A 21,268-nucleotide genomic window follows, 5' to 3' on the forward strand; every position below is an offset into this window, starting at 1 on the left:
TCAGGCAGTGAGTACCTTGTCCAGCTGCCGTTCAACTTCCGACTGAATCGAACCGCTCATGGCGGAGAGGAAGAAGTTGAGGTCGATGTTCACCCGCACCCACTCATCCTCGACTGCGACAGTGCCCTTGGCGCCTTTGCCTTCCAGGGCCACGGTGTCACCTGTCCACTCGTGCTCGATGCCGTACTTGTCGGACAGCTTCTGCAGCATGATCTCAGCCTTCTCGCGGGCTTTTTCCTTTCCCAGCGTGTGCTGACGTTCCACGGTAATTCTGGCCACTGACGGGCTCCTGCTTCGGCTTAAATCGTCGGCGCACTATACCAGCGGCCCGGACCGAAGAAACTGTTGGCCGTGAGCCTTGTCAAGACAAAGCCAGCCTCGACGATTAGAATGGCGCCACTTTATTCCGGTGACAGCGATATGAATGATCCGCGCAAAGGCAGCGATGCCGAACCCATCACCCACTTCGGTTACAAAAACGTACCGGAAAGCCAAAAGGCCGAGAAAGTCGCCGAGGTATTTCACTCCGTAGCGGCCAAATATGACCTGATGAACGACGTGTTGTCCGGCGGCATGCATCGCCTCTGGAAGCGCTTCACCATCGAACTGTCCGGCGTTCGCAGCGGCAACCGCGTGCTCGACATCGCAGGCGGCACCGGCGACCTGGCGAAGAAGTTCTCCCATCTTGTAGGTCCGACCGGCGAAGTCGTGCTGGCCGACATCAACGCTTCGATGCTCAAAGTCGGTCGTGACCGCCTGCTGGATCGCGGCGTGGCTGGCAACATCAAGTTTGTTCAGGCCGACGCTGAAAAGCTGCCGTTCCCCGACAACTACTTCGACTGCGTGACCATCGCCTTCGGCCTGCGCAACGTGACCCACAAGGAAGACGCCATCCGCTCCATGCTGCGCGTGCTCAAGCCGGGTGGTCGGTTGCTGGTGCTTGAATTCTCCAAGCCCACCAGCAAAGTCATGTCCAAGATCTACGACGCCTACTCGTTCGCCTTCATGCCGCTGGCCGGCAAGTTGATCACCAACGATTCGGAAAGCTACCGCTATCTGGCAGAGTCGATCCGCATGCACCCCGACCAGGAAACCCTGAAGTCAATGATGGTCCAGGCCGGTTTTGACCGCGTGACCTACCACAACATGACCTCCGGGATCGTCGCGCTGCACCGGGGCATCAAACCCTGATGCTGCTCAACGGCTTGCTCGCCAGTGCCGAGCACGGCATCAACCGCGTGCTGCGCTTGGACAGCACCGCCCTGCCGCGCCTTGACCGGCTCAGCGGCAAGGTCATCGCGATCGAATGCACCAGCCCTGCGTTTCATCTGCACGTGCTGCCCAGTGACGACGGCCTGATGCTGGCGGCGAATTGGGAAGGCGGTGCTGATGTAACGCTGCGCGCCCCGCTGCGAGCCTGATGCGCCTGGCGATGAGCAAAGACAAAAATGCCGTGCTGCACAGCCCGGAAGTCGAGCTGGAGGGCGAAAGCGCCGTGTTGCTTGAGCTGGTGGGCGTGCTGCAGGATCTCGACCTCGACTGGGAGTACGAGCTGCAACGCTGGCTCGGCCCTGTCGCCGCGCCCCTGATCGGCGGGCACTTGCGCAACAGCGCACGCTGGACCCGCGACAGCGCAGCCAGCCTCAGCCACAACCTGGCCGAATACCTGGCCGAAGAATCCCGCACGCTGGTCGGCAAACGCGAGGCCGAAGCCCGCTTCGCCGAACTGGATCAGACCAAACAAGACCTGGAACGCCTCGAAGCCCGCTTCGAGCGTCTGGCCCACTCCCTCAAATCCAGCGATAACGCATGAGCCTGCTTGCCGTCCGCCGCCTGTTTCGCATCCAGCGTGTCGTAATCCGTTACCGCCTCGATGACCTGTTGTTCGCCCTGCCCCTGCCTTGGTGGCTGCTGGCCGTGCGCTTCGTGCTGCCATGGCGCTGGCTGCCGCGGCGCAAAAACGAACTGAGCCGTGGCGCCCGTCTGCGACTGGCGTTGCAGGACTTGGGGCCGATTTTCATCAAGTTCGGGCAGTTGCTGTCCACCCGACGCGATCTGCTGCCTGAAGACGTCGCCGACGAGCTGATGATGCTGCAGGACCGCGTGCCGCCGTTCGACTCCGCCAAAGCCGTCGCGCTGATCGAATCGCAGCTGGGCGCGAAGATCAGCGAAGTCTTCAGCCGCTTCGACGTCGCCCCGCTGGCTTCGGCTTCTGTCGCTCAAGTCCACGCCGCGCGTCTGAAAACAGGCGAAGAAGTCGTAGTCAAAGTGGTGCGGCCGGGCTTGAAGCCGATCATTGGTTCTGATCTTGCGTGGCTGTTCATTCTGGCGAAGATCGCCGAGCGGGTATCCGCTGACGCGCGACTGCTGCACCCGGTGGACGTGGTCGCCGATTACGAAAAAACCATTTACGACGAACTCGACCTATTGCGTGAGGCGGCCAACTCCAGCCAGCTGCGCCGCAACTTCGAAGGCTCGTCCATGCTGTACGTGCCGCAGGTCTATTGGGACTGGTGCCGGCCGAAGGTGTTGGTCATGGAGCGCATTTACGGTGTGCAAGTGACCGATCTGGCGACCCTCGCCGATCAGCGCACCGACATGAAGAAGCTGGCCGAGCGCGGTGTCGAGCTGTTCTTCACTCAAGTCTTCCGCGACAGTTTTTTCCATGCCGACATGCACCCCGGCAATATTTTCGTCAGCACGGTCACGCCGTGGGATCCGCAGTACATCGCCATCGACTGCGGCATTGTCGGCAGCCTGACGCCTGAGGATCAGGACTATCTGGCGCGCAACCTGTTTGCCTTCTTCAAGCGCGACTACCGCCGCGTGGCTCAGCTGCACATCGACTCGGGCTGGGTGCCGGCCGAAACCAAGCTGAATGAATTCGAAGCGGCCATCCGCACGGTGTGCGAGCCGATCTTCGAGAAGCCCCTGAAGGACATTTCCTTCGGGCAGGTGCTGATGCGCCTGTTCCAGACCGCCCGCCGCTTCAACATGGAAGTGCAACCGCAACTGGTGCTGCTGCAAAAACGCTGCTCAACATCGAAGGCCTCGGCCGTCAGCTGTACCCGGAGCTGGATCTCTGGGCGACCGCGCAGCCGTTCCTTGAACGCTGGATGCGCGAGCGCGTCAGCCCGAAAACCCTGCTCGGCAATCTGCAGTCCCAGGTCGAACAGATTCCGCATCTGGCCAACATGACCCGGGATTTGCTCGAGCGTCTGTCGCAGCCCCATCGTCATGATCCGCCCCCGCCCTATCGGCGCGATGGCGATCACTGGGCCCTTCGCCTGCTCGGCGCAGGCCTGCTGGCTGGCGGCGTACTGTTGGCGATCACCCATACCCAGACCGGCGCAGCGCTGAACAGCCTGAGCGCCTGGCCTGCCTTGTTGATGTTGGCGGCAGGCGTCTATCTGGTCGTTCGCCGATAGCCATCGGCGCAAGCCGCTGGCACACTAACCCTCCCTGGAACGGCCGGAGCCGATGATGAAAGACTGGCTGGACGAGATTAAGTGGGACAAGGACGGTCTGGTGCCCGCCATCGCGCAGGACCACAAGACCGGTCGCGTGCTGATGATGGCCTGGATGAACCGCGAAGCCTTGAGCCTGACTGCCAGCGAACAGCGCGCTATCTATTGGTCACGTTCGCGTGGCAAGTTGTGGCGAAAGGGCGAAGAATCGGGCCACGTGCAGAAGCTTCATGAGCTGCGCCTGGACTGTGATGCCGACGTCATTATCCTGATGGTCGAGCAAATCGGCGGCATCGCTTGCCATACCGGCCGCGAGAGCTGCTTCTACCGCGTCTACGACGACGCAGCCTGGAAGACCGTGGATCCGGTGCTCAAAGACCCGGATGCCATTTACCAAGCAGGACACTGAACATGACTGATACCTTGTCACGCCTTGCCGAGGTGCTTGAATCACGCAAAGGCGCGGCTGCCGACTCGTCTTACGTCGCCAGCCTCTACCACAAGGGACTGAACAAGATTCTGGAGAAGGTCGGCGAAGAGTCGGTCGAAACCATAATCGCTGCCAAGGACGCTGCCATCAGCGGTGACTGCAGTGATGTTGTCTACGAAACCGCCGATTTATGGTTCCACAGCATGGTGATGCTTGCCCAACTGGGTCAACACCCGCAAGCCGTGCTGGATGAGCTGGACCGCCGCTTCGGCCTGTCCGGCCACGCCGAGAAAGCGTCGCGCTCGGCGGAATAAACACCTGGGCTGCGGCCCGAAATTTCTTGTGAGGAACGCGTCATGGGCATTTTTGACTGGAAACACTGGATCGTCATTCTTGTGGTTGTCGTGCTGGTCTTCGGCACCAAGAAACTCAAGAACCTGGGGACCGACGTGGGTGAGTCGATCAAGGGCTTTCGCAAAGCCATGAATGATGACGACAAGCACCCTGAAGAGCCAACCGTGACGCCGCCGGTTCAGCCACAGCCGACCGCGCAGCCTGTCCCTCCGACTCAGCCGCTGCACCAGCCGCACACCATCGACGCTCAAGCGCAACGAGTCGAAGACCCCTCCGCAAAGACTAGGTCGTGACGCATGTTTGGTATCAGCTTTTCTGAACTGCTGCTGGTCGGCCTCGTTGCCCTGCTGGTATTGGGCCCCGAGCGTTTGCCAGGCGCAGCACGGACGGCCGGACTCTGGATCGGCCGCCTGAAACGCAGCTTCAATGCGATCAAACAGGAAGTTGAGCGCGAAATCGGCGCTGACGAGATTCGGCGTCAGTTGCACAACGAGCACATTCTTTCGCTGGAAGAAGAGGCTCGAAAAATCATGCAGCCGCAGCAACCGCCTGCTGCGCCTGTCGCCCCGGCGGCCCCGGCGGCAACTGTTGCGCCAGCGCCGGCCGAACCTGTCGCCGAGACGCCGGTTTCACCGGCTCCGGCCTCTACAGCGCCGGTTATAGGTGCCGCATCTCCGGTACAGAGCGCGGACATTGGCCCGGCCGCTCCGGCTGAAAGTGCGTCGGTCACACCGCCGCCTGCTCACGTTGGGCCTGCCGCGCCTGCTGCACCAGAATCTGCACCCGCACCTGCGCCGGTCATCACCCCTGCGACCGGGGTGCAAAGTGCGCCTTCTGCCAACGATTCGTCACTGCCACCACGAGCCCCATGAGCGAAATTCCGGAAAATGACCAGCAAATGCCGCTGGTCTCGCACCTGACAGAACTGCGCTCGCGACTGCTGCGCTGCGTGCTGGCGATCTTCGTGATCTTCGGCGCGCTGTTCTACTTCACCCAGAAGATCTACACCTTCGTCTCTGCCCCGCTGCGCAAGTTTCTGCCTGATGGCGCCACGATGATCGCGACCGATGTGGCCTCGCCGTTCATTACGCCGTTCAAGCTGACGATGATGGTGGCGCTGTTCCTGGCGATGCCGGTGATTCTGTATCAGATCTGGGGCTTCATCGCGCCGGGGCTGTACAAACATGAAAAACGCGTGGCAGTGCCGCTGTTGATCTCCAGCATCATCCTGTTCTATGCCGGGATGGCATTTGCCTACTTTCTGGTCTTCCCGCTGATTTTCCACTTTTTCGCCAGCGTTACCCCGGAAGGCGTGTCGATGATGACGGACATTGCCAGCTACCTGGACTTCGTCATGACGCTGTTCCTGGCGTTTGGTGTGGCGTTCGAGATCCCGGTGGCGGTTGTGCTGCTGGTGTGGATCGGCATCGTCGACGTCAAATACCTGAAGAAGATTCGCCCGTACGTGGTGATCGGCTGCTTCGTGGTGGGCATGATCCTCACCCCGCCGGACATCTTTTCGCAGACCCTGCTGGCTGTGCCGATGTGGCTGCTGTTTGAAATCGGCGTGTTGTGCAGTTCGATGATCACCAAGCGCGGCGATCATGAAGACGACGAAAAAGCCGAAGACGAGCAGAGCCAACCGCCAGCGACCCAGCCGTGAACCTGCTGTTGCTTGAGGACGCCGACTTCATCGCGGCGGACCGGGTGGTGCTGCGTGACCGGCGCCTCAAGCACATGCAGGAAGTGCATCGCAGCGAAGTGGGCGACAGCCTGCGGGTCGGTCGTGTGAGCGGACTGCTGGGCAGTGCGCAACTGCTGCGGCTGGAGCCTCGGGAAGCCGAGCTGTCAGTGAGCTTCGAGCACGCCCCGCCGGCCAAACTCCCCTTAACGTTGATCCTGGCACTGCCCCGCCCGAAGATGCTGCGCCGGGTGTTTCAGACCGTAGCGACGATGGGTGTGCCCCGAGTCATCCTGGTCAACAGTTACCGCGTCGAAAAAAGCTTCTGGCAGACGCCTTTTCTGGAGCCTGCGGCCATCCGCGAACAGTTGATTCTCGGGCTGGAACAGGCCCGGGACAGCGTGCTGCCGGAGATCATTATCGAGAAGCGTTTCAAGCCCTTCGTTGAGGACCGACTGCCCGCCATTGTGGACGGAACGTTGGGGTTGGTCGGTCATCCGGGTGACTTCCCCGCCTGCCCGCGTGCGGTTGAGCAGCCTGTCACCCTGGCGATCGGCCCTGAAGGTGGCTGGATTCCCTACGAAGTTGATTTGCTGCAGGCCTCGGGCCTGACTCCAGTCCAGCTGGGCGCGCGGATCCTGCGCGTCGAAACCGCCGTCACCGCGCTGCTCGCCCGATTGTTCTAGGGCCCGCGCACATCGAACATGGGGACACCCGTTTCCCCGCAGACGCAAAACCTGTGGGGAGCGAGCTTGCTCGCGAAGGGGCCGATACATCCGCTAAATATCCGGCGCTTGAAATGCAGTCTTCGTGAGCAAGCTCACTCCCACAAGTCCTGCGTCTGCTGCTCGACAGCGCCGTGTCAAAACACAGACCTGCGCTCACCGACCATCGTGACACCGCCTTCCTTACGGACGAAGAACCCGTGGGAGCGAGCTTGCTCGCAAAGGGGCCGATACATCCGCTAAATATCCGGCGCTTGAAATGCAGTCTTCGTGAGCAAGCTCACTCCTACAAGTCCTGTGTTTGCTGCTCGACAGCGCGGTGTCAGAACACAGACCCGCGCTTAGAGCACATGGCGACACCGATCTCCCCGCCGACGAAGAACCCCTGGGAGCGAGCTTGCTCGCGAAGGGGCCGATACATCCGCTAAATATCCGGCGCTTGAAATGCAGTCTTCGTGAGCAAGCTCACTCCCACAAGTCCTGTGTTTGCTGCTCGACAGCGCGGTGTCAAAACACAGACCCGCGCTTAGAGCACATGGCGACACCGATCTCCCCGCCGACGAAGACCCCGTGGGAGCGAGCTTGCTCGCGAAGGGGCCGATACATCCGCTGAACATCCGGCGCTTGAAATGCAGTCTTCGTGAGCAAGCTCACTCCCACAAGTCCTGTGTCTGCTGCTCGACAGCGCCGTGTCAGAACACAGACCCGCGCTTAGAGCACATGGCGACACCGATCTCCCCGCCGACGAAGAACCCGTGGGAGCGAGCTTGCTCGCGAAGACGCCGATACATCCGCTAAATATCCGGCGCTTGAAATGCAGTCTTCGTGAGCAAGCTCACTCCCACAAGTCCTGTGTTTGCTGCTCGACAGCGCGGTGTCAAAACACAGACCCGCGCTCAGAGCACATGGCGACACCGATCTCCCCGCCGACTGATAACCCGTGGGAGCGAGCTTGCTCGCGAAGGCTCACTGTCAGTCACCCGACAACGTTGCTGACTGTCCCGGCCTCTTCCTGAGCAAGCTCAGTCCCACATGGGCAGTGTTGGCTGGCTGAATTACGCGGTGTCAGAGCGATGGGGAATTTTCCATCCAACACCCCCACGCCCTCTTCATCACCCCACGCTTCAGTTCGTCACGCAGCGGCCGATGTACAGGCGTCCATAACTACAATTCGCAGGAATCATCATGTCTCGCTGGTTTACCCAACGCCTTGGAAATATGAGCGTCAGCCTCAAACTGGGTATCGGCTTCGGCCTGGTGCTATTGCTGACGCTGCTCATCACGGCGACGGGGTGGTCTAGCGTGAAGGCGTTGATCGAGCGCGGCGACAAGCTGGGGATGATCTCGCAGATCAGTGAGCGGACGATGGACCTGCGCACGGCACGCATGGTGTATGAAACCCAATACACCGCTGAAGCCGCGACGGCTGTCATGACCGCGCTGGACAATCTCGACGCCGACCTGAAAACCGCGCAGAGCATGGTCAAAGGTGTCGGCGATCTCAAACTGATGGACGCTCAGGCTCAGGCCGCGGGCGAATACCGCCGCGCCTTTGGCGACATGACCAAAGCCATCCAGACCCGCGAAGCGAGCCGAACCAATCTGGGAACTACGGCCGATGCAGCCGTAGATGTCGTCAAAAAGATCGAAGAAGCGTTGATCCAACACGACAACATCCTGCAATTCAACAGCGCGGTGGATGTCAGCAAACAGATTCAGCAGGCACGCTTCCAGGTGCGCGGTTACACCTTCAGCGGCAAAGCGGATTTCGAGAAGAACGCCACCGCCGCCATCGACGAAGCCATCGTCGGAGTGAACACGCTGGCCGGGGACGTTTCCTCCCAATACATCCCGCAGTTGCAAAAGGCCAACCTGGCGCTTAAAGGCTACCGCGACGCTGTCGGCCAGTACCGTGACGCACAACTGGTCAGCGTCCAGGCCCTGGCCAAAATGACCGAGCTGGGCCAGCAGCTGCTGGACAACAGCGAACAATTGAACAATTCGCAAAACGCCAAGCGCGATGCAGATACCCGTCAGGCCCAATCGACTCTCGGCATCGCTACGGTAGTGGCGCTGATCCTCGGTGTTCTCGCCGCCTGGATCATTACACGACAGATCACGGTGCCGCTGGGCCAGACGCTTGTGGCGGTCGAGCGCGTGGCGTCCGGTGATCTGACCCACAACGTGAGCGTCGACCGCCGCGATGAGCTGGGTCAGTTGCAGGGGAGCATCCAGCGCATGACCGTGGAGCTTCGCCAGTTGATCAGCGGCATCGGCGAAGGCGTGACCCAGATCGCCAGCGCCGCCGAAGAGCTGTCGGCGGTTACCGAACAGACCAGCGCCGGCGTCAACAGCCAGAAGGTCGAGACCGATCAAGTGGCGACGGCCATGCACGAGATGACCGCTACGGTGCAGGAGGTGGCGCGTAACGCCGAAGAAGCGTCCGAGGCCGCCGTAGCCGCCGACCAGCAGGCCCGCGAAGGCGACAAAGTGGTCAACGAGGCCATCGCGCAGATTGAGCGGCTCGCGACCGAAGTGGGTCACTCCACCGAGGCAATGGCCGAACTCAAGCGCGAGAGCGACAAGATCGGCAGCGTCCTCGACGTGATCAAATCCGTCGCACAGCAAACCAACCTCCTCGCCCTGAACGCGGCTATTGAAGCCGCGCGGGCTGGTGAGGCCGGGCGTGGATTTGCCGTGGTCGCGGACGAAGTGCGCAGCCTGGCGCAACGCACGCAGAAATCCACCGAAGAGATCGAAGAGCTGATTTCAGGCCTGCAGAACGGCACCCGGCAAGTGGCGACGATCATGGACAACAGCCGCGAGCTTACCGTCAGCAGCGTCGAGCTGACCCGCCGCGCCGGCACCTCCCTGGAAAGCATCACCCGCACCGTGTCTGCGATTCAATCCATGAACCAGCAGATCGCCGCTGCGGCCGAGGAGCAAAGCGCTACCGCCGAAGAGATTAACCGCAGTGTGCTCAACGTGCGCGATGTGTCGGAACAGACCTCGGCCGCCAGCGAGGAAACCGCCGCGTCGAGCGTCGAGCTGGCGCGCCTGGGCAGCCATCTCCAAGCGCTGGTGGGTCGCTTCCGGGTCTGATCCAGTGGCCTGATCCGCGTCCGCTTCAGTAACGGACTTGCCGGCAAAACCCCAATCAGGGGCGGAATTTGTGACACGTGTCACCCCTTTCTGCCCCTCGGAAATCTCCTACGACCTGATCAGGTCACGCCTCCGCTTCCCCTGCCGATGCGCGTTTATCGCTCATCCGCAGGAGACGCATCATGCTGCAAGGCATCAATCGGACGCTGGCCAATACCAGCGTCAAACTCAAACTCTCGCTGGGCTTCGGTCTGGTTCTGCTTCTGACCCTGGCCATCACGCTGACCGGATGGCATGGGCTCGACACCATGATCGAGCGCTCGGAGTCATTGACTTCCATCGCTCAGCTCAACGCGATGACCAAGGACCTGCGCGCCGAGCGCATCGTCTTTCGGGTCGAAAACACTGCTGACAGCGCCTCGCGTGTCGTCGACCGCATCAACGAGATTGAAGCGCATCTGGTGGTGCTGCGCGCCGACGCGCCTCCTGCCGACATCCTCAAGTTGCTCAATGGGCAGAGCGACACTGTCAGAGCGCTCGAAGCCACGTTCGCCGATCTGGCGAAGCTGTTGAGCGCACGGGCAGATTCCCGCGCGCAACTTGCCCTTCTGTCTGAAGAGGCGATCAAGTCCATTGGCCTGGTGGAAAGCGAGGTTCTGAAAGCCGTCAGTCAGGAGCAGGACAGCAGCGAACGCCTCGGGGAGTTCACAAATATCCAGCAATTGCGCGGGCAGGTGCAAAATGCCCGTTACGAAGTCCAGGCGTACGTGTTCAGCGGTAAAGAGTCCTACGAAGTCGCGGCCATTACTGCCATCGACGAAGCATTGAAAGAGGTCGAGCAGATTGCCAGCGATCAGGCCGATGGCAATGTCAGTGAATTGCTCAATGCCCGTAAGACGCTGCTTAAGTACCGCGAGCACATGGGGCAGTTCAAGGACCTCCAGGTCAAGGTTGAAGCCGCTCAGGAGTCCATGGAGGCGCTGGGCGAGAGTTTGCTCACTTCGACCGGCGAGATCACTGCGCTGCAAGGCCAGCGGCGTGATGCCGAAGCCAGCCAGTCGCGGCAGACACTCAGCGGCGTGGCCGGGCTGGCAATGCTGCTCGGCCTGCTGGCGGCCTGGTTGATCACCCAGCAGATCATCGCGCCCCTGCGGCTGACCTTGAGTGCCGCTGCGCGCATCGCCAAAGGTGATCTGAGTCAGGACCTGGAAATCGGCCGTCGCGACGAAATGGGCATGCTCCAGCGCAGCATGCAGGAGATGACCCTGAGCCTGCGGCAGCTCATCAGCGGCATCAGCGACGGCGTCACCCAGATTGCCAGTGCCGCAGAACAGCTGTCGGCCGTGACCGAGCAGACCAGCGTGGGCGTTAACAGCCAGAAAGACGAAACCGATTGCGTCGCCACGGCGATGAACCAGATGACCTCGACCGTCATGGAAGTGGCCCGCAATGCCGAAGAAGCCAGTGAGGCAGCGCGCCACGCCGATCAGCAGGCGCGGGACGGCGACAAGGTGGTCAACGACGCCATCGCGCAGATCGAGCGCCTTGCGGTGGAGGTCAATAACTCGACCGAAGCCATGGGCAAGCTGAAGCTGGAGAGCGACAAGATCGGCGGGGTGCTCGACGTCATCAAATCGGTGTCGCAGCAGACCAATCTGCTCGCCCTGAACGCCGCGATCGAAGCCGCCCGCGCAGGCGAAGCAGGACGCGGGTTTGCGGTCGTCGCCGACGAGGTTCGCGGCCTGGCCCAGCGCACGCAGGAATCCACCGAAGAAATCGAAGTGCTCATCGCAGCACTGCAGAGCGGCACCCAGCAAGTGGTGATGACGCTCGACGCCAGCCGAACCCTGACGGACAGCAGCGTCGATTTGAGTCGCCAGGCTGGCAATGCGCTGGGACACATCACACGCACGGTGTCGACGATTCAGACGATGAACCAGCAGATTGCTGCAGCGGGCGAGGAACAGAGCAGCGTGGCCGAGCAGATCAACCGCAGCGTGCTGAACGTGCGGGATGTGTCCGAGCAAACCGCGGCATCCAGTGAAGAGACCGCCGCCTCAAGCATCGAACTGGCGCGGCTTGGGGTGCAGTTACAGGAGATGGTCGGGAAGTTTCGGGTGAGTTGAGGCGAAACAGGCTGCGACGTTGAGTTGTAGGACTGGCGTTAGCCGGGAATGCGTCTGCATTCACACCGCAGAATTAATAGCGCACGCACTGGCCTCTTCCCGGCTAAAGCCGGTCCCACAGGGGAAGCGCCAACACCGGCCCCCAAACAAAAACGCCGCCGAAGATCACTCTTCGGCGGCGTTTTGTTTAGCGGGTGGATCAGGCGTTGACGAGGGTCGCGTCGTTCACATGGGTCGCTGGCTGCAGTGGCAGCAGCGGCGCATGGGGGTCGGCTTCCACCGAAGCGCGCCAGGCATTCAGCCAGGCGGAGTTGCCTTCGCTCCAGACCAGCTCGTGCAACCGAGCCAGCGCAACCGGATCGCTCAGCAACTGCAGGCGCTCGTGGTTGTTCAGAAGCTCAGGGCCTCCCTTGATCGCATGACGCACACGCTCGACACGCATCCACTCAATCGGCTCGGCTTCGCGATGGCGAGAGGTCGCCAGCGCGCAGGCCAGGGCGTTCTGCTGTGGATCAACCACGGCGCGAACAAAGCCGTCGTTCAGGGCGTGCCAGCGGTTTTCGTGGGTGTACTGATCAGTGGACACCAGCTCTTGAGGCGGCGTGTGCTCTTCCGGAATCAGGAACAGCTTAGTGTCGCGCGCCTTCAGACCCAGATTCGTGCGGCTGGAAATCACCGAGACCGGGATCGACAGCATTAACGAACCCACGATCGGCACCAGCCACCACAGGAAGCTTGGATTCAGCCAGGCCACCAGCAACGCCCAGCAAAAGCCCAGCAGCGTCTGCGGCCCGTGGCGCTTGACCGCTTCGCTCCACGGCGTCGAGTCATCATCACGCTGCGGCGAGTTCCACGTCGCTGCCCAGCCCAGGAACGCAGCCAGTACAAAGCGGGTGTGGAAGATCATGCGCACTGGCGCCAGCAGCATGGAAAACAGCATTTCCAGCAGCATGGACAGGGTGACCTTGATACGGCCACCAAAACCGGTCGCGCCCTTGGCCCAGATCAGAATCACGCTGAGCAGCTTCGGCAGGAACAACAGCACGACCGTCGTGGAGAACAGCGCAACGGCTTTTTCCGGGTGCCACTGTGGCCACAACGGATACAGCTGACGCGGTTCCATGAAGTAGGTCGGCTCCATCAGCGTGTTCACCGCCAGCAGCGCTGTGGACAACACGAGGAAGAAGAACCACAACGGCGCCGACAGGTACGACATCACGCCGGTCAGGAACACCGCACGGTGCACCGGGTGCATGCCTTTTACCAGGAACAGACGGAAGTTCATCAGGTTACCGTGGCACCAGCGACGGTCACGCTTGAGTTCATCCAGCAGGTTCGGCGGCAGCTCTTCGTAGCTGCCCGGCAGATCGTAGGCAATCCACACGCCCCAGCCGGCACGGCGCATGAGCGCAGCTTCAACGAAGTCGTGGGACAGAATCGCACCGGCAAACGCACCCTTCCCGGGCAGCGGCGCCAAGGCGCAGTGCTCGATGAACGGTTTCATGCGGATGATCGCGTTGTGACCCCAGTAGTGGGATTCACCCAGCTGCCAGAAATGCAGGCCGGCCGTGAACAGCGGGCCGTACACGCGAGTCGCGAACTGCTGCATGCGCGCGTAAAGCGTGTCCATGCCTGACGCACGTGGCGCGGTCTGGATGATGCCGGCGTCCGGCGTCGCTTCCATCAGACGCACGAGGCTGGTCAAACATTCGCCGCTCATGACCGAGTCAGCGTCCAGGACGACCATGTAGCGGTATTCACCGCCCCAGCGACGGCAGAAGTCATCGAGGTTACCGCTCTTGCGCTTAACGCGACGGCGGCGACGACGATAGAAGATCTTGCCGAAACCACCGGTCTCACGGCAGACGTCCAGCCAGGCTTGTTGCTCGGCCACGCAGATGTCGGTTTCGTTGGAGTCACTGAGGATGAAGAAGTCGAAACGATCCAGATCGCCCGTGGCTTTCACCGATTCAAACGTCGCTCGCAAACCCGCGAATACGCGAGGCACGTCTTCGTTGCAGATCGGCATGACCAACGCAGTGCGCGCACCGGCCTCGATTGGCTCATTGCCCGCGCTGGCACCGGAAATACGGTACTTGTCGTGGCCAGTGAGCAATTCGAGGAAGCCCATCAGCGCGGTCCAGAAACCGGCCGATACCCAACAGAAGAGAATCCCGAACAGCAGAAGGATGCTGGTCTGCAGCGCATACGGCATGACCTGAACAGCGGTCTGCCAAAGGGTCTGATGACTGATTTCGTCGAATGAAACCAGCGACCAGCCTTGATACGGCAGGATGCCCTTCATGTAGAAGCCGGCGACGATGGTCTGGCCCAGCATGAGGACCAGCAAGATGTAGCGACGGATCGAACCCACGGTGCGCCAGCGCGCCTTCGGCAGATCACGTGGCAGATCATCCTTGGGCGGCGGCGGATTGGTCTTGCCGGTCAGCCGGCGCCAGCCGCGGTGCAGGATGTTGGTCCGCCACGGTTCCGGCACGACTTTGGTACGACGAATCGGCGGCGTCGCTTTCAGGACAACGCGGCCACTGGCGTCCACACTCAGCATCTCGGCTTCGTGCAGTTCATCAGCGGTCGTCAGGGTCAGGCGACGACCCACCGAGGCCTGGGAGGCCTCGGCGGGATCAGCGACGGTTTGCGCGGAAAGGCGCTCATGCAGCTCAGCGAACGACGTACAGCTGGCAAGTTCTGCCCGCTGCGCGTCGGTCATCGGCAGATGCGCGAGGTACTCGCTGAGAGACTCATTCAAAGGCTCTGGCACCGCGTGTGAATTACTCATCGGCTGGCAACTGGTAGCTCCAGGTTTCGGTCAGGATTTGTTGAATCATGTCCGGCCCCTGTTGGGTGGGTGCAGCCTGGACCGCTGGCTGCGGGGTGTCTTTGGCGCCTTTGTTGGCCTTGGCGGCGTCGCCCAGCGCAGCTTCAGGCTTGTAGGCCTCGTCCGACTTGGCTTCGGCAACCTTGGCGGCGTCAGCAGGCTTGGCAGCGTCCTTACTGTCGGCTTTAGGGCCTTTGGCGTCCTTCATGTCTTTCGCGTCTTTCGCATCACCGGCCTTCAAGGCGTCGGTTTTGACGATTTCGGCTTTCTCGTCCTTCGGTGCGGCAACGACTGGCGCCGCGGCAACAACAGCTTTGGCGTCAGCCTTGGCAGCCGGCTTCTTGTCCGACTTGTCAGCGGTGATTACCGCTGGCTCCTTGCCCGGTTCGGCAGGGGTTTCGCGCAGCAGGTAGGCACGCATTTCAACCGACTTGCCCGGATCCTTGACCTTCAGGCGCAGCGTCAGACGCCAGCCTTTGGTCACCGGGTTGTAACGCAGGTTGTTCTCGACCAGATCGGTGTTGTCATCGGTGATGACCTGACTGCGGATCGAAGGATCTTCGCCCAGCTTGGCCAGATTCGGACCAACGAAGTCGACGAGGTAGGCAACGCTGCCGTCCGGCTGACGAATCAGGTTGGATTGCTTCACGTCACCGGTGGAGCGCAGGGTCTGCTTCACCCAACCCAGATCAGGCGAGTGAATGGCGTCTTCATCCATGGTCCAGTGCAGACGATAGTTGAAGTCGACCGGCTGACCCGGCTCTGGCTGGGTTTCCGGCTTCCAGAACGCAACAATGTTGTCGTTGGTTTCGTCAGCCGTCGGGATCTCCACCAGATCAACAGTGCCCTTGCCCCAATCGCCCTTCGGCTCGATCCAGGCGCTCGGACGCTTGTCGTAGCGGTCATCCAGGTCTTCGTAATGGCTGAAGTTGCGGCCACGCTGCAGCAGACCGAAACCGCGCGGGTTCTCGACCGAGAAGCTGCTGACGGCAAGGTGTTTAGGGTTATTCAGCGGACGCCAGATCCACTCGCCATTGGCTGCCTGGATCGACAGACCGCTGGAGTCGTGCAGCTCGCGACGGTAGTTGAGGACTTTAGACGGCTGATTGGCGCCGAACAGGAACATGCTGGTCAGCGGCGCTACGCCGAGCTTGCCGACCTTGTCACGCAGGTACATGCGCGACTGGACGTCGACCAGTGTGTTGGTGCCCGGACGCAGGGTCAGCTTGTACGCGCCGGTGGCACGAGGGGAGTCGAGGAGCGCGAAGATGACCAGATGATTGTCATCCGGGCTCGGCTTCTCGATCCAGAATTCGGTAAAGCGAGGAAATTCCTCACCTGACGGCATGGCCGTGTCGATCGCCATCCCGCGCGCAGACAGACCATAAACCTGACCTTTACCGATGACGCGGAAGTAGCTCGCGCCCAGCATGGTCATGATTTCATCTTGCTTGTCGTCTTTGTTGATCGGGTAAGTGACGCGGAAACCGGCGTAGCCCAGGTTCTCGGTCGACTTGGGATCGAACTTCACGTCGCCGAAATCGAAACGACTCGGGTCGTACTTGATCTCGTTGACGGAGTTGGCGGTGACTTCGTTGATTTTGACCGGGGTGTCGAAGTGCATGCCCTGGTGGTAGAACGACACCTTGAACGGGGTCTTGTCATTGGCCCATTCGGCTTTGTCTTGCAAGAAGCGGATCTTTTGATAATCCGCGAACTTCATGTCGCGGAATTCGGCCGGAAGATTGCTCTTCGGCGCGGTGAATTTCTGTCCGGCCAGATCTTTGGCCTTTGTCGCCACGTCGTCGAGATCGAACGCCCACAGCTGACTGGCGCCGAACAGACAAAACAAAGCCGACCCTGCCAGCAGCGCGCTGCGCAAGCGTCCGCCCGGGTTCTTTGGTGCATTACATGGACTAACAATCACGAGCAACCCTCGCCGAAAACAGATGAAGAAACCAACGGCCAGCTTTCAAATGCCGGGTTGGCGAGCACTGTTCCGACTCCAAAAAGGGCCAATGATTCCCCAAGCGGTGCCGGAGCAGTCTGCGTTTTACCGATTTGACGGGCCTTGGCCCGTCCTTGTAGCGCGCGATTATCCAGTAGCTCGCGTTACAACGCATCAGGGGACGCAAACTATTTATTGCGTTTGGAGCGCGTAAATCCGGGGCCATCAATCGGACCAGGCTATTCAGGTCTCAAGCAAAAATGTCACGGGGCCATCATTGATCAGGTGCACCTGCATATCCGCACCAAACTGGCCCGTTTCCACGGTTGCGTGAGACGTCTTGGCTTTTGTTACCAGATAGCCAAACAGCTCGGCGCCGAGAGCCGGGGGTGCTGCTTTTGAAAAACTTGGCCGCATCCCGCTTTTAGTATCCGCCGCCAGTGTGAACTGAGAGACCAGCAGTAACCCGCCATTAACGTCGATTAACGAAAGATTCATCTTGCCGTCGGCGTCGCTGAACACCCGATAGTTAAGCAGCTTGTGCAACATCTTGTCGGCGCTGGCCGGCGTGTCTTGAGGCTCGATGCCAATCAGGACCATTAATCCTTGATCGATCGCGCCAATGGTTTCGCCAGCAACGTCAACGCGCGCCTGGGAGACACGCTGAAGCAACGCTTTCATTTATGCCTCTTCCGGTGGCAGATCCAGCAAACGGCGCGCCACTTCTGATGCTGCGCGCACCAATGCGTCGGTGATACCCGGCTCGGACGCCGAGTGACCCGCGTCGCGGATAACCTGCAGCTCACTGTTCGGCCACGCCTGATGCAGTTCCCAGGCATTGTCCAGCGTGCAGATCATGTCGTAGCGGCCGTGGACGATGATGCCCGGCAGATGGGCGATTTTCGGCATATCACGAATCAGCTGGTTTTCTTCAAGGAACGCGCCGTTGGTGAAGTAGTGGCATTCGATGCGCGCAATGGACAGGGCGCGATGGGGCTCGGTGAAACGGTCGACCACCTGCGGATTCGGACGCAGTGTGGCGGTGCGCCCTTCCCATGTCGACCATGCCTTGGCGGCGTGCATCTGGGCGATCTGGTCGCTGCCGGTGAGGCGCTTGTGGAACGCGCCGAGCACGTCGTGGCGCTCGTCCGGCGGAATCGGCGCCATGTAGTCCTGCCAGTAATCCGGGAACAGGCGGCTGGCGCCTTCCTGATAAAACCACTTGATGTCCTGGGGCCGGCTGAGAAAGATGCCGCGCAAAATCAGTGCATGAACTCGATCAGGGTGCTTCTGCGCGTAGGCCAGGGAAAGTGTCGAACCCCACGAGCCACCGAACACGACCCATTTGTCGATGCCCAGGTGGGTGCGGATGCGTTCCAGGTCATCGACCAGGTGCCAGGTGGTGTTGTTTTCCAGGCTGGCGTGGGGGATGGAGCGGCCGCAACCGCGCTGATCGAAGGTGATGATGCGATAGAGATTAGGATCGAAATAGCGGCGGCTCTGTGCATCGCATCCCGAACCCGGCCCGCCGTGAATGAAGATGACGGGCAGGCCGTCTGGCGAGCCGCTTTCATCGACATACAGCACATGCGGCTCTTCAACCGCCAGATCGTGCCGGGCGTAAGGTTTGATCTGCGGGTACAAAGTCTGCATAAGTGCTCCAAAAGTCCGGTTCAGGGGCTGCGGTCTATCTGCCGTGGGGCATCATAAACCCGAATCGGCGAATGAACATGCTTGCCTGATTCGAGCCAACTTTTCTCGCCTGTTCGAGCCCATGGGCCCAACTCTGCCCCGCAACAGCCGGCGCATGAGCAAGAGTGGAACGATCAATGCAAGCCGTCTTGACATCATGGGAAAGCGCCAGAGATTCGTCGCGATGTGCAATGACGGCGAACCGAGGTAGCTTGTTCGAGTCGAACCGAGGGTCGTGCATTCGCGTATTTTTCATCCGACCGGGAGGAAATAACCAATGACACGCCCTACAGTCTACGCACCCATTTAATCGTCAAAACAACTTGAGGTCGTACCCGATGTCTCCGGAACCCAACGTTCGTGACGCTGAAGTGGCAGCCTTCCGAGAAGCTGTGCTGAACAAACTCGAGTTTGCCGTCGGTAAAGACCCCGACCATGCCTTCGACCATGACTGGTTCATGGCAATTGCCTTGGCGACTCGCGACAAAATGGCGGAGCGCTGGATGAACCACACGCGCTACGTCTACCGGCAGGAAAAAAGCGCGTCTATTACCTCTCCCTCGAGTTCCTGATCGGCCGTCTGATGTTCGACAGCCTGAGCAACCTGGGCATTCTCGAAACCGCGCGCGAAGCGTTGAAGGGCCTGAACGTCGACCTGGAGCAGATTCGCTCGCTGGAGCCTGATGCTGCACTGGGCAACGGCGGCCTCGGTCGTCTGGCTGCGTGCTTCATGGAAAGCATGTCGACCCTTGGCATTGCCGGTCACGGCTATGGCATTCGTTACGAACACGGTCTCTTCCGTCAGGCCATCGTCGATGGCTGGCAGCAGGAGCAGACCGAAAACTGGCTGGACTTCGGTAACCCGTGGGAATTCGAACGCCCGGAAGTGATTTACCAGATCGGTTTCGGCGGCAGCGTGCAGCCCCAGCTTGATGCAGCCGGCGCACCTGTACTGGATGCCTCGGGCGAAACCCGTCAAGTCTGGACCGCAGGTGAAACCGTCCGCGCGATCGCGTACGACACCCCGGTTGTGGGCTGGCGCGGCAAAGCGGTCAACACGCTTCGCCTGTGGCGTGCGCGCGCCGTGGAAGACCTGCACCTGGAACGCTTCAACGCCGGCGACCACGTCGGTGCGGTGGCGGAAGTGGTGCGGGCAGAAAGTATTTCCCGCGTGCTGTATCCAAACGACAGCACCGAAGCCGGCCAGGAACTCCGCCTGCGCCAGGAATTCTTCTTCGTTTCGGCGTCACTGCAGGATTTGCTGCGCCGCCACAAGAACATGGGCTACAGCATCAGCAGCCTGCCGGAACACGTGGCCATCCAGATGAACGACACGCACCCGTCGATCGCTGTGGCAGAGCTGATGCGCGTTCTGATCGACTTGCATGACGTGGAATGGGACGAGGCCTGGCGCATCACCGTCGGCACCTTGGCGTACACCAACCACACGCTGCTGCCTGAAGCGCTCGAAACCTGGTCCGTCGGCCTGATGGAGCGCATGTTGCCGCGCCACATGCAGATCATTTACATGATCAACGCCCAGCACATCGACAAGGTTCGCCAGGACTTCAAAGACGACCCTGGCCTGTTCGACCTGCTGCGCGCCGTGTCGCTGATCGAAGAAGACAACGGCCGTCGCGTGCGCATGGGTAACCTGGCTTTCCTGGGTTCGCACAGCGTGAACGGTGTGTCGGCCCTGCACACTCAGCTGATGCGCAAGACCGTTTTCGCCCATCTGCACAAGCTGCACCCGGACCGCATCAACAACAAAACCAACGGCATCACCTTCCGCCGCTGGCTGTTCCAGTCCAATCCGCAGCTGACGTCCATGCTGGTCAACGAGCTGGGCGAGCAAGTGCTCGACAACCACGAGACCGCACTGCTGAAACTGGAACCGCTGGCCGACGACGCACGTTTCCAGCAGGAATTCGCTGCTCAGCGCCTGCAAAGCAAGCAAGCCCTGGCCTCGATCATTCAGGAACGCATGGGCATCTCGGTTAACCCCGAGGCGATGTTTGACGTGCAGGTCAAACGCATCCACGAATACAAGCGTCAGCTGCTGAACCTGTTCCACACCGTGGCGCTGTATCAGGCCATGCGTGCCGACCCGAGCACCGATTGGGTGCCGCGTGTGAAGATCTTCGGCGGCAAGGCGGCAGCCAGTTATCACTCGGCCAAGCTGATCATCAAGCTGACCAACGACATCGCACGCACGGTCAACAACGACCCGACGCTGCGCGGCCGTTTGAAAGTGGTGTTCATGCCGAACTACAACGTCAGCCTGGCGGAAAGCATCATTCCGGCGGCGGATCTGTCGGAGCAGATTTCCACGGCGGGTCTGGAAGCGTCCGGCACCAGCAACATGAAGTTCGGCCTCAACGGCGCACTGACCATCGGCACACTCGACGGCGCCAACGTGGAGATGAGCGAGCAGGTCGGCCTGGAGCACATGTTCATCTTCGGCATGACCGCGCAGGAAGTCGAAGCGCGCAAGCATGCCGGTGAGTTCAACGCGCATCAGGACATCGCCGCATCCGGGCGTTTGAATGACGTGCTGCAAGCGATTCGGGGCGGGGTGTTCTCGCCGGATGATCCGTATCGCTATGCCGGGTTGATCGATCAGTTGATCAACTACGACCGCTTCTTCGTCTGCGCTGACTTCGAGTCGTACTGGCACGCCCAGGCGAAGGTCGAAGCGCGCTGGCACGATTCGAAAGAGTGGTGGCGCTCTGCGGTGCTCAACACCGCACGCATGGGCTGGTTCTCCTCGGACCGGACCATCCGCGAGTACGCGACCGAAATCTGGAACGCTCTGGATTAAAGGCGTGTGAGGTGATCGTTTCTCCCCGAAACGATCACCTCGGCCACACCGCTCGGCTTCAAAGCAGATGCACATCCTGTAGGAGC

General features: G+C 60.8%; 14 protein-coding genes and 3 pseudogenes. 12 read left to right on the forward strand and 5 right to left on the reverse strand.

Going from position 1 to position 21,268, the window contains the following annotated elements:
• Positions 1–279, reverse strand: a complete 279-nt coding sequence (locus tag JN403_RS02355; protein ID WP_065986644.1) for a polyhydroxyalkanoic acid system family protein — start codon at positions 277–279, stop codon at positions 1–3.
• Between the two features lie 141 nt (positions 280–420).
• Here JN403_RS02355 and ubiE point away from each other — a divergent pair, with 141 nt between their 5' ends.
• From ubiE to JN403_RS02410, 11 genes and pseudogenes are all read left to right on the forward strand, one after another.
• The gene (ubiE, locus tag JN403_RS02360) at positions 421–1,191 is read left to right on the forward strand and encodes a bifunctional demethylmenaquinone methyltransferase/2-methoxy-6-polyprenyl-1,4-benzoquinol methylase UbiE (RefSeq protein WP_122534362.1); all 771 of its coding nucleotides are present in this window, start codon (positions 421–423) and stop codon (positions 1,189–1,191) included.
• Positions 1,191–1,813 (forward strand): annotated as a pseudogene (locus JN403_RS02365) (SCP2 sterol-binding domain-containing protein). The gene ubiE and the pseudogene JN403_RS02365 overlap by 1 nt, the downstream one beginning before the upstream one ends.
• Positions 1,810–3,428: pseudogene (ubiB, locus tag JN403_RS02370) on the forward strand (ubiquinone biosynthesis regulatory protein kinase UbiB). Before JN403_RS02365 ends, ubiB begins: the two co-directional pseudogenes overlap by 4 nt.
• A gap of 55 nt (positions 3,429–3,483) precedes the next feature.
• Positions 3,484–3,876 (forward strand): phosphoribosyl-AMP cyclohydrolase, encoded by a 393-nt coding sequence (gene hisI / locus JN403_RS02375; protein WP_122533944.1) that lies wholly within the window; start codon positions 3,484–3,486, stop codon positions 3,874–3,876.
• A 2-nt stretch (positions 3,877–3,878) separates the two neighbouring features.
• The gene (locus tag JN403_RS02380) at positions 3,879–4,211 is read left to right on the forward strand and encodes a phosphoribosyl-ATP diphosphatase (RefSeq protein WP_065986654.1); all 333 of its coding nucleotides are present in this window, start codon (positions 3,879–3,881) and stop codon (positions 4,209–4,211) included.
• A gap of 42 nt (positions 4,212–4,253) precedes the next feature.
• Positions 4,254–4,544 carry a twin-arginine translocase TatA/TatE family subunit gene (locus JN403_RS02385; protein WP_205485023.1) on the forward strand — a complete coding sequence of 97 codons (291 nt, stop codon included), beginning with the start codon at positions 4,254–4,256 and terminating at the stop codon, positions 4,542–4,544.
• Between the two features lie 3 nt (positions 4,545–4,547).
• The gene (tatB, locus tag JN403_RS02390) at positions 4,548–5,123 is read left to right on the forward strand and encodes a Sec-independent protein translocase protein TatB (protein ID WP_205485025.1); all 576 of its coding nucleotides are present in this window, start codon (positions 4,548–4,550) and stop codon (positions 5,121–5,123) included.
• On the forward strand, positions 5,120–5,914 hold the full coding sequence (tatC, locus tag JN403_RS02395; protein WP_065986665.1) for a twin-arginine translocase subunit TatC: 795 nt from the start codon (positions 5,120–5,122) through the stop codon (positions 5,912–5,914). The genes tatB and tatC overlap by 4 nt, the downstream gene beginning before the upstream one ends.
• The gene (locus JN403_RS02400) at positions 5,911–6,618 is read left to right on the forward strand and encodes a 16S rRNA (uracil(1498)-N(3))-methyltransferase (RefSeq protein ID WP_205485027.1); all 708 of its coding nucleotides are present in this window, start codon (positions 5,911–5,913) and stop codon (positions 6,616–6,618) included. Before tatC ends, JN403_RS02400 begins: the two co-directional genes overlap by 4 nt.
• Positions 6,619–7,842: 1,224 nt before the next feature.
• Entirely contained in the window at positions 7,843–9,759 is a 1,917-nt protein-coding gene (locus JN403_RS02405; RefSeq protein WP_205485039.1) for a methyl-accepting chemotaxis protein, read from the forward strand.
• A gap of 182 nt (positions 9,760–9,941) precedes the next feature.
• Positions 9,942–11,885 carry a methyl-accepting chemotaxis protein gene (locus JN403_RS02410; RefSeq protein ID WP_205485048.1) on the forward strand — a complete coding sequence of 648 codons (1,944 nt, stop codon included), beginning with the start codon at positions 9,942–9,944 and terminating at the stop codon, positions 11,883–11,885.
• Positions 11,886–12,084: 199 nt separating this feature from the next.
• Here JN403_RS02410 and mdoH read toward each other — a convergent pair whose 3' ends face one another.
• The 4 genes from mdoH to pip all read right to left on the reverse strand — a co-directional run bounded on the left by mdoH (position 12,085) and on the right by pip (position 18,322).
• Positions 12,085–14,682 (reverse strand): glucans biosynthesis glucosyltransferase MdoH, encoded by a 2,598-nt coding sequence (mdoH, locus tag JN403_RS02415; RefSeq protein ID WP_122533951.1) that lies wholly within the window; start codon positions 14,680–14,682, stop codon positions 12,085–12,087.
• The gene (locus JN403_RS02420; RefSeq protein ID WP_205485050.1) at positions 14,675–16,648 is read right to left on the reverse strand and encodes a glucan biosynthesis protein G; all 1,974 of its coding nucleotides are present in this window, start codon (positions 16,646–16,648) and stop codon (positions 14,675–14,677) included. The genes mdoH and JN403_RS02420 overlap by 8 nt, the downstream gene beginning before the upstream one ends.
• Positions 16,649–16,912: 264 nt before the next feature.
• Positions 16,913–17,350 carry a D-aminoacyl-tRNA deacylase gene (gene dtd, locus JN403_RS02425; RefSeq protein WP_122533953.1) on the reverse strand — a complete coding sequence of 146 codons (438 nt, stop codon included), beginning with the start codon at positions 17,348–17,350 and terminating at the stop codon, positions 16,913–16,915.
• Positions 17,351–18,322: a prolyl aminopeptidase gene (gene pip / locus JN403_RS02430; RefSeq protein WP_122533954.1), complete on the reverse strand. Its 972-nt coding sequence runs from the start codon at positions 18,320–18,322 to the stop codon at positions 17,351–17,353. It lies immediately after the preceding gene.
• Positions 18,323–18,699: 377 nt separating this feature from the next.
• Here pip and JN403_RS02435 point away from each other — a divergent pair.
• Positions 18,700–21,182 (forward strand): annotated as a pseudogene (locus JN403_RS02435) (glycogen/starch/alpha-glucan phosphorylase).
• Positions 21,183–21,268 lie beyond the last annotated feature (86 nt).

The organism is Pseudomonas sp. 15A4, from assembly GCF_016925575.1.
Classification (GTDB): Bacteria; Pseudomonadota; Gammaproteobacteria; order Pseudomonadales; family Pseudomonadaceae; genus Aquipseudomonas.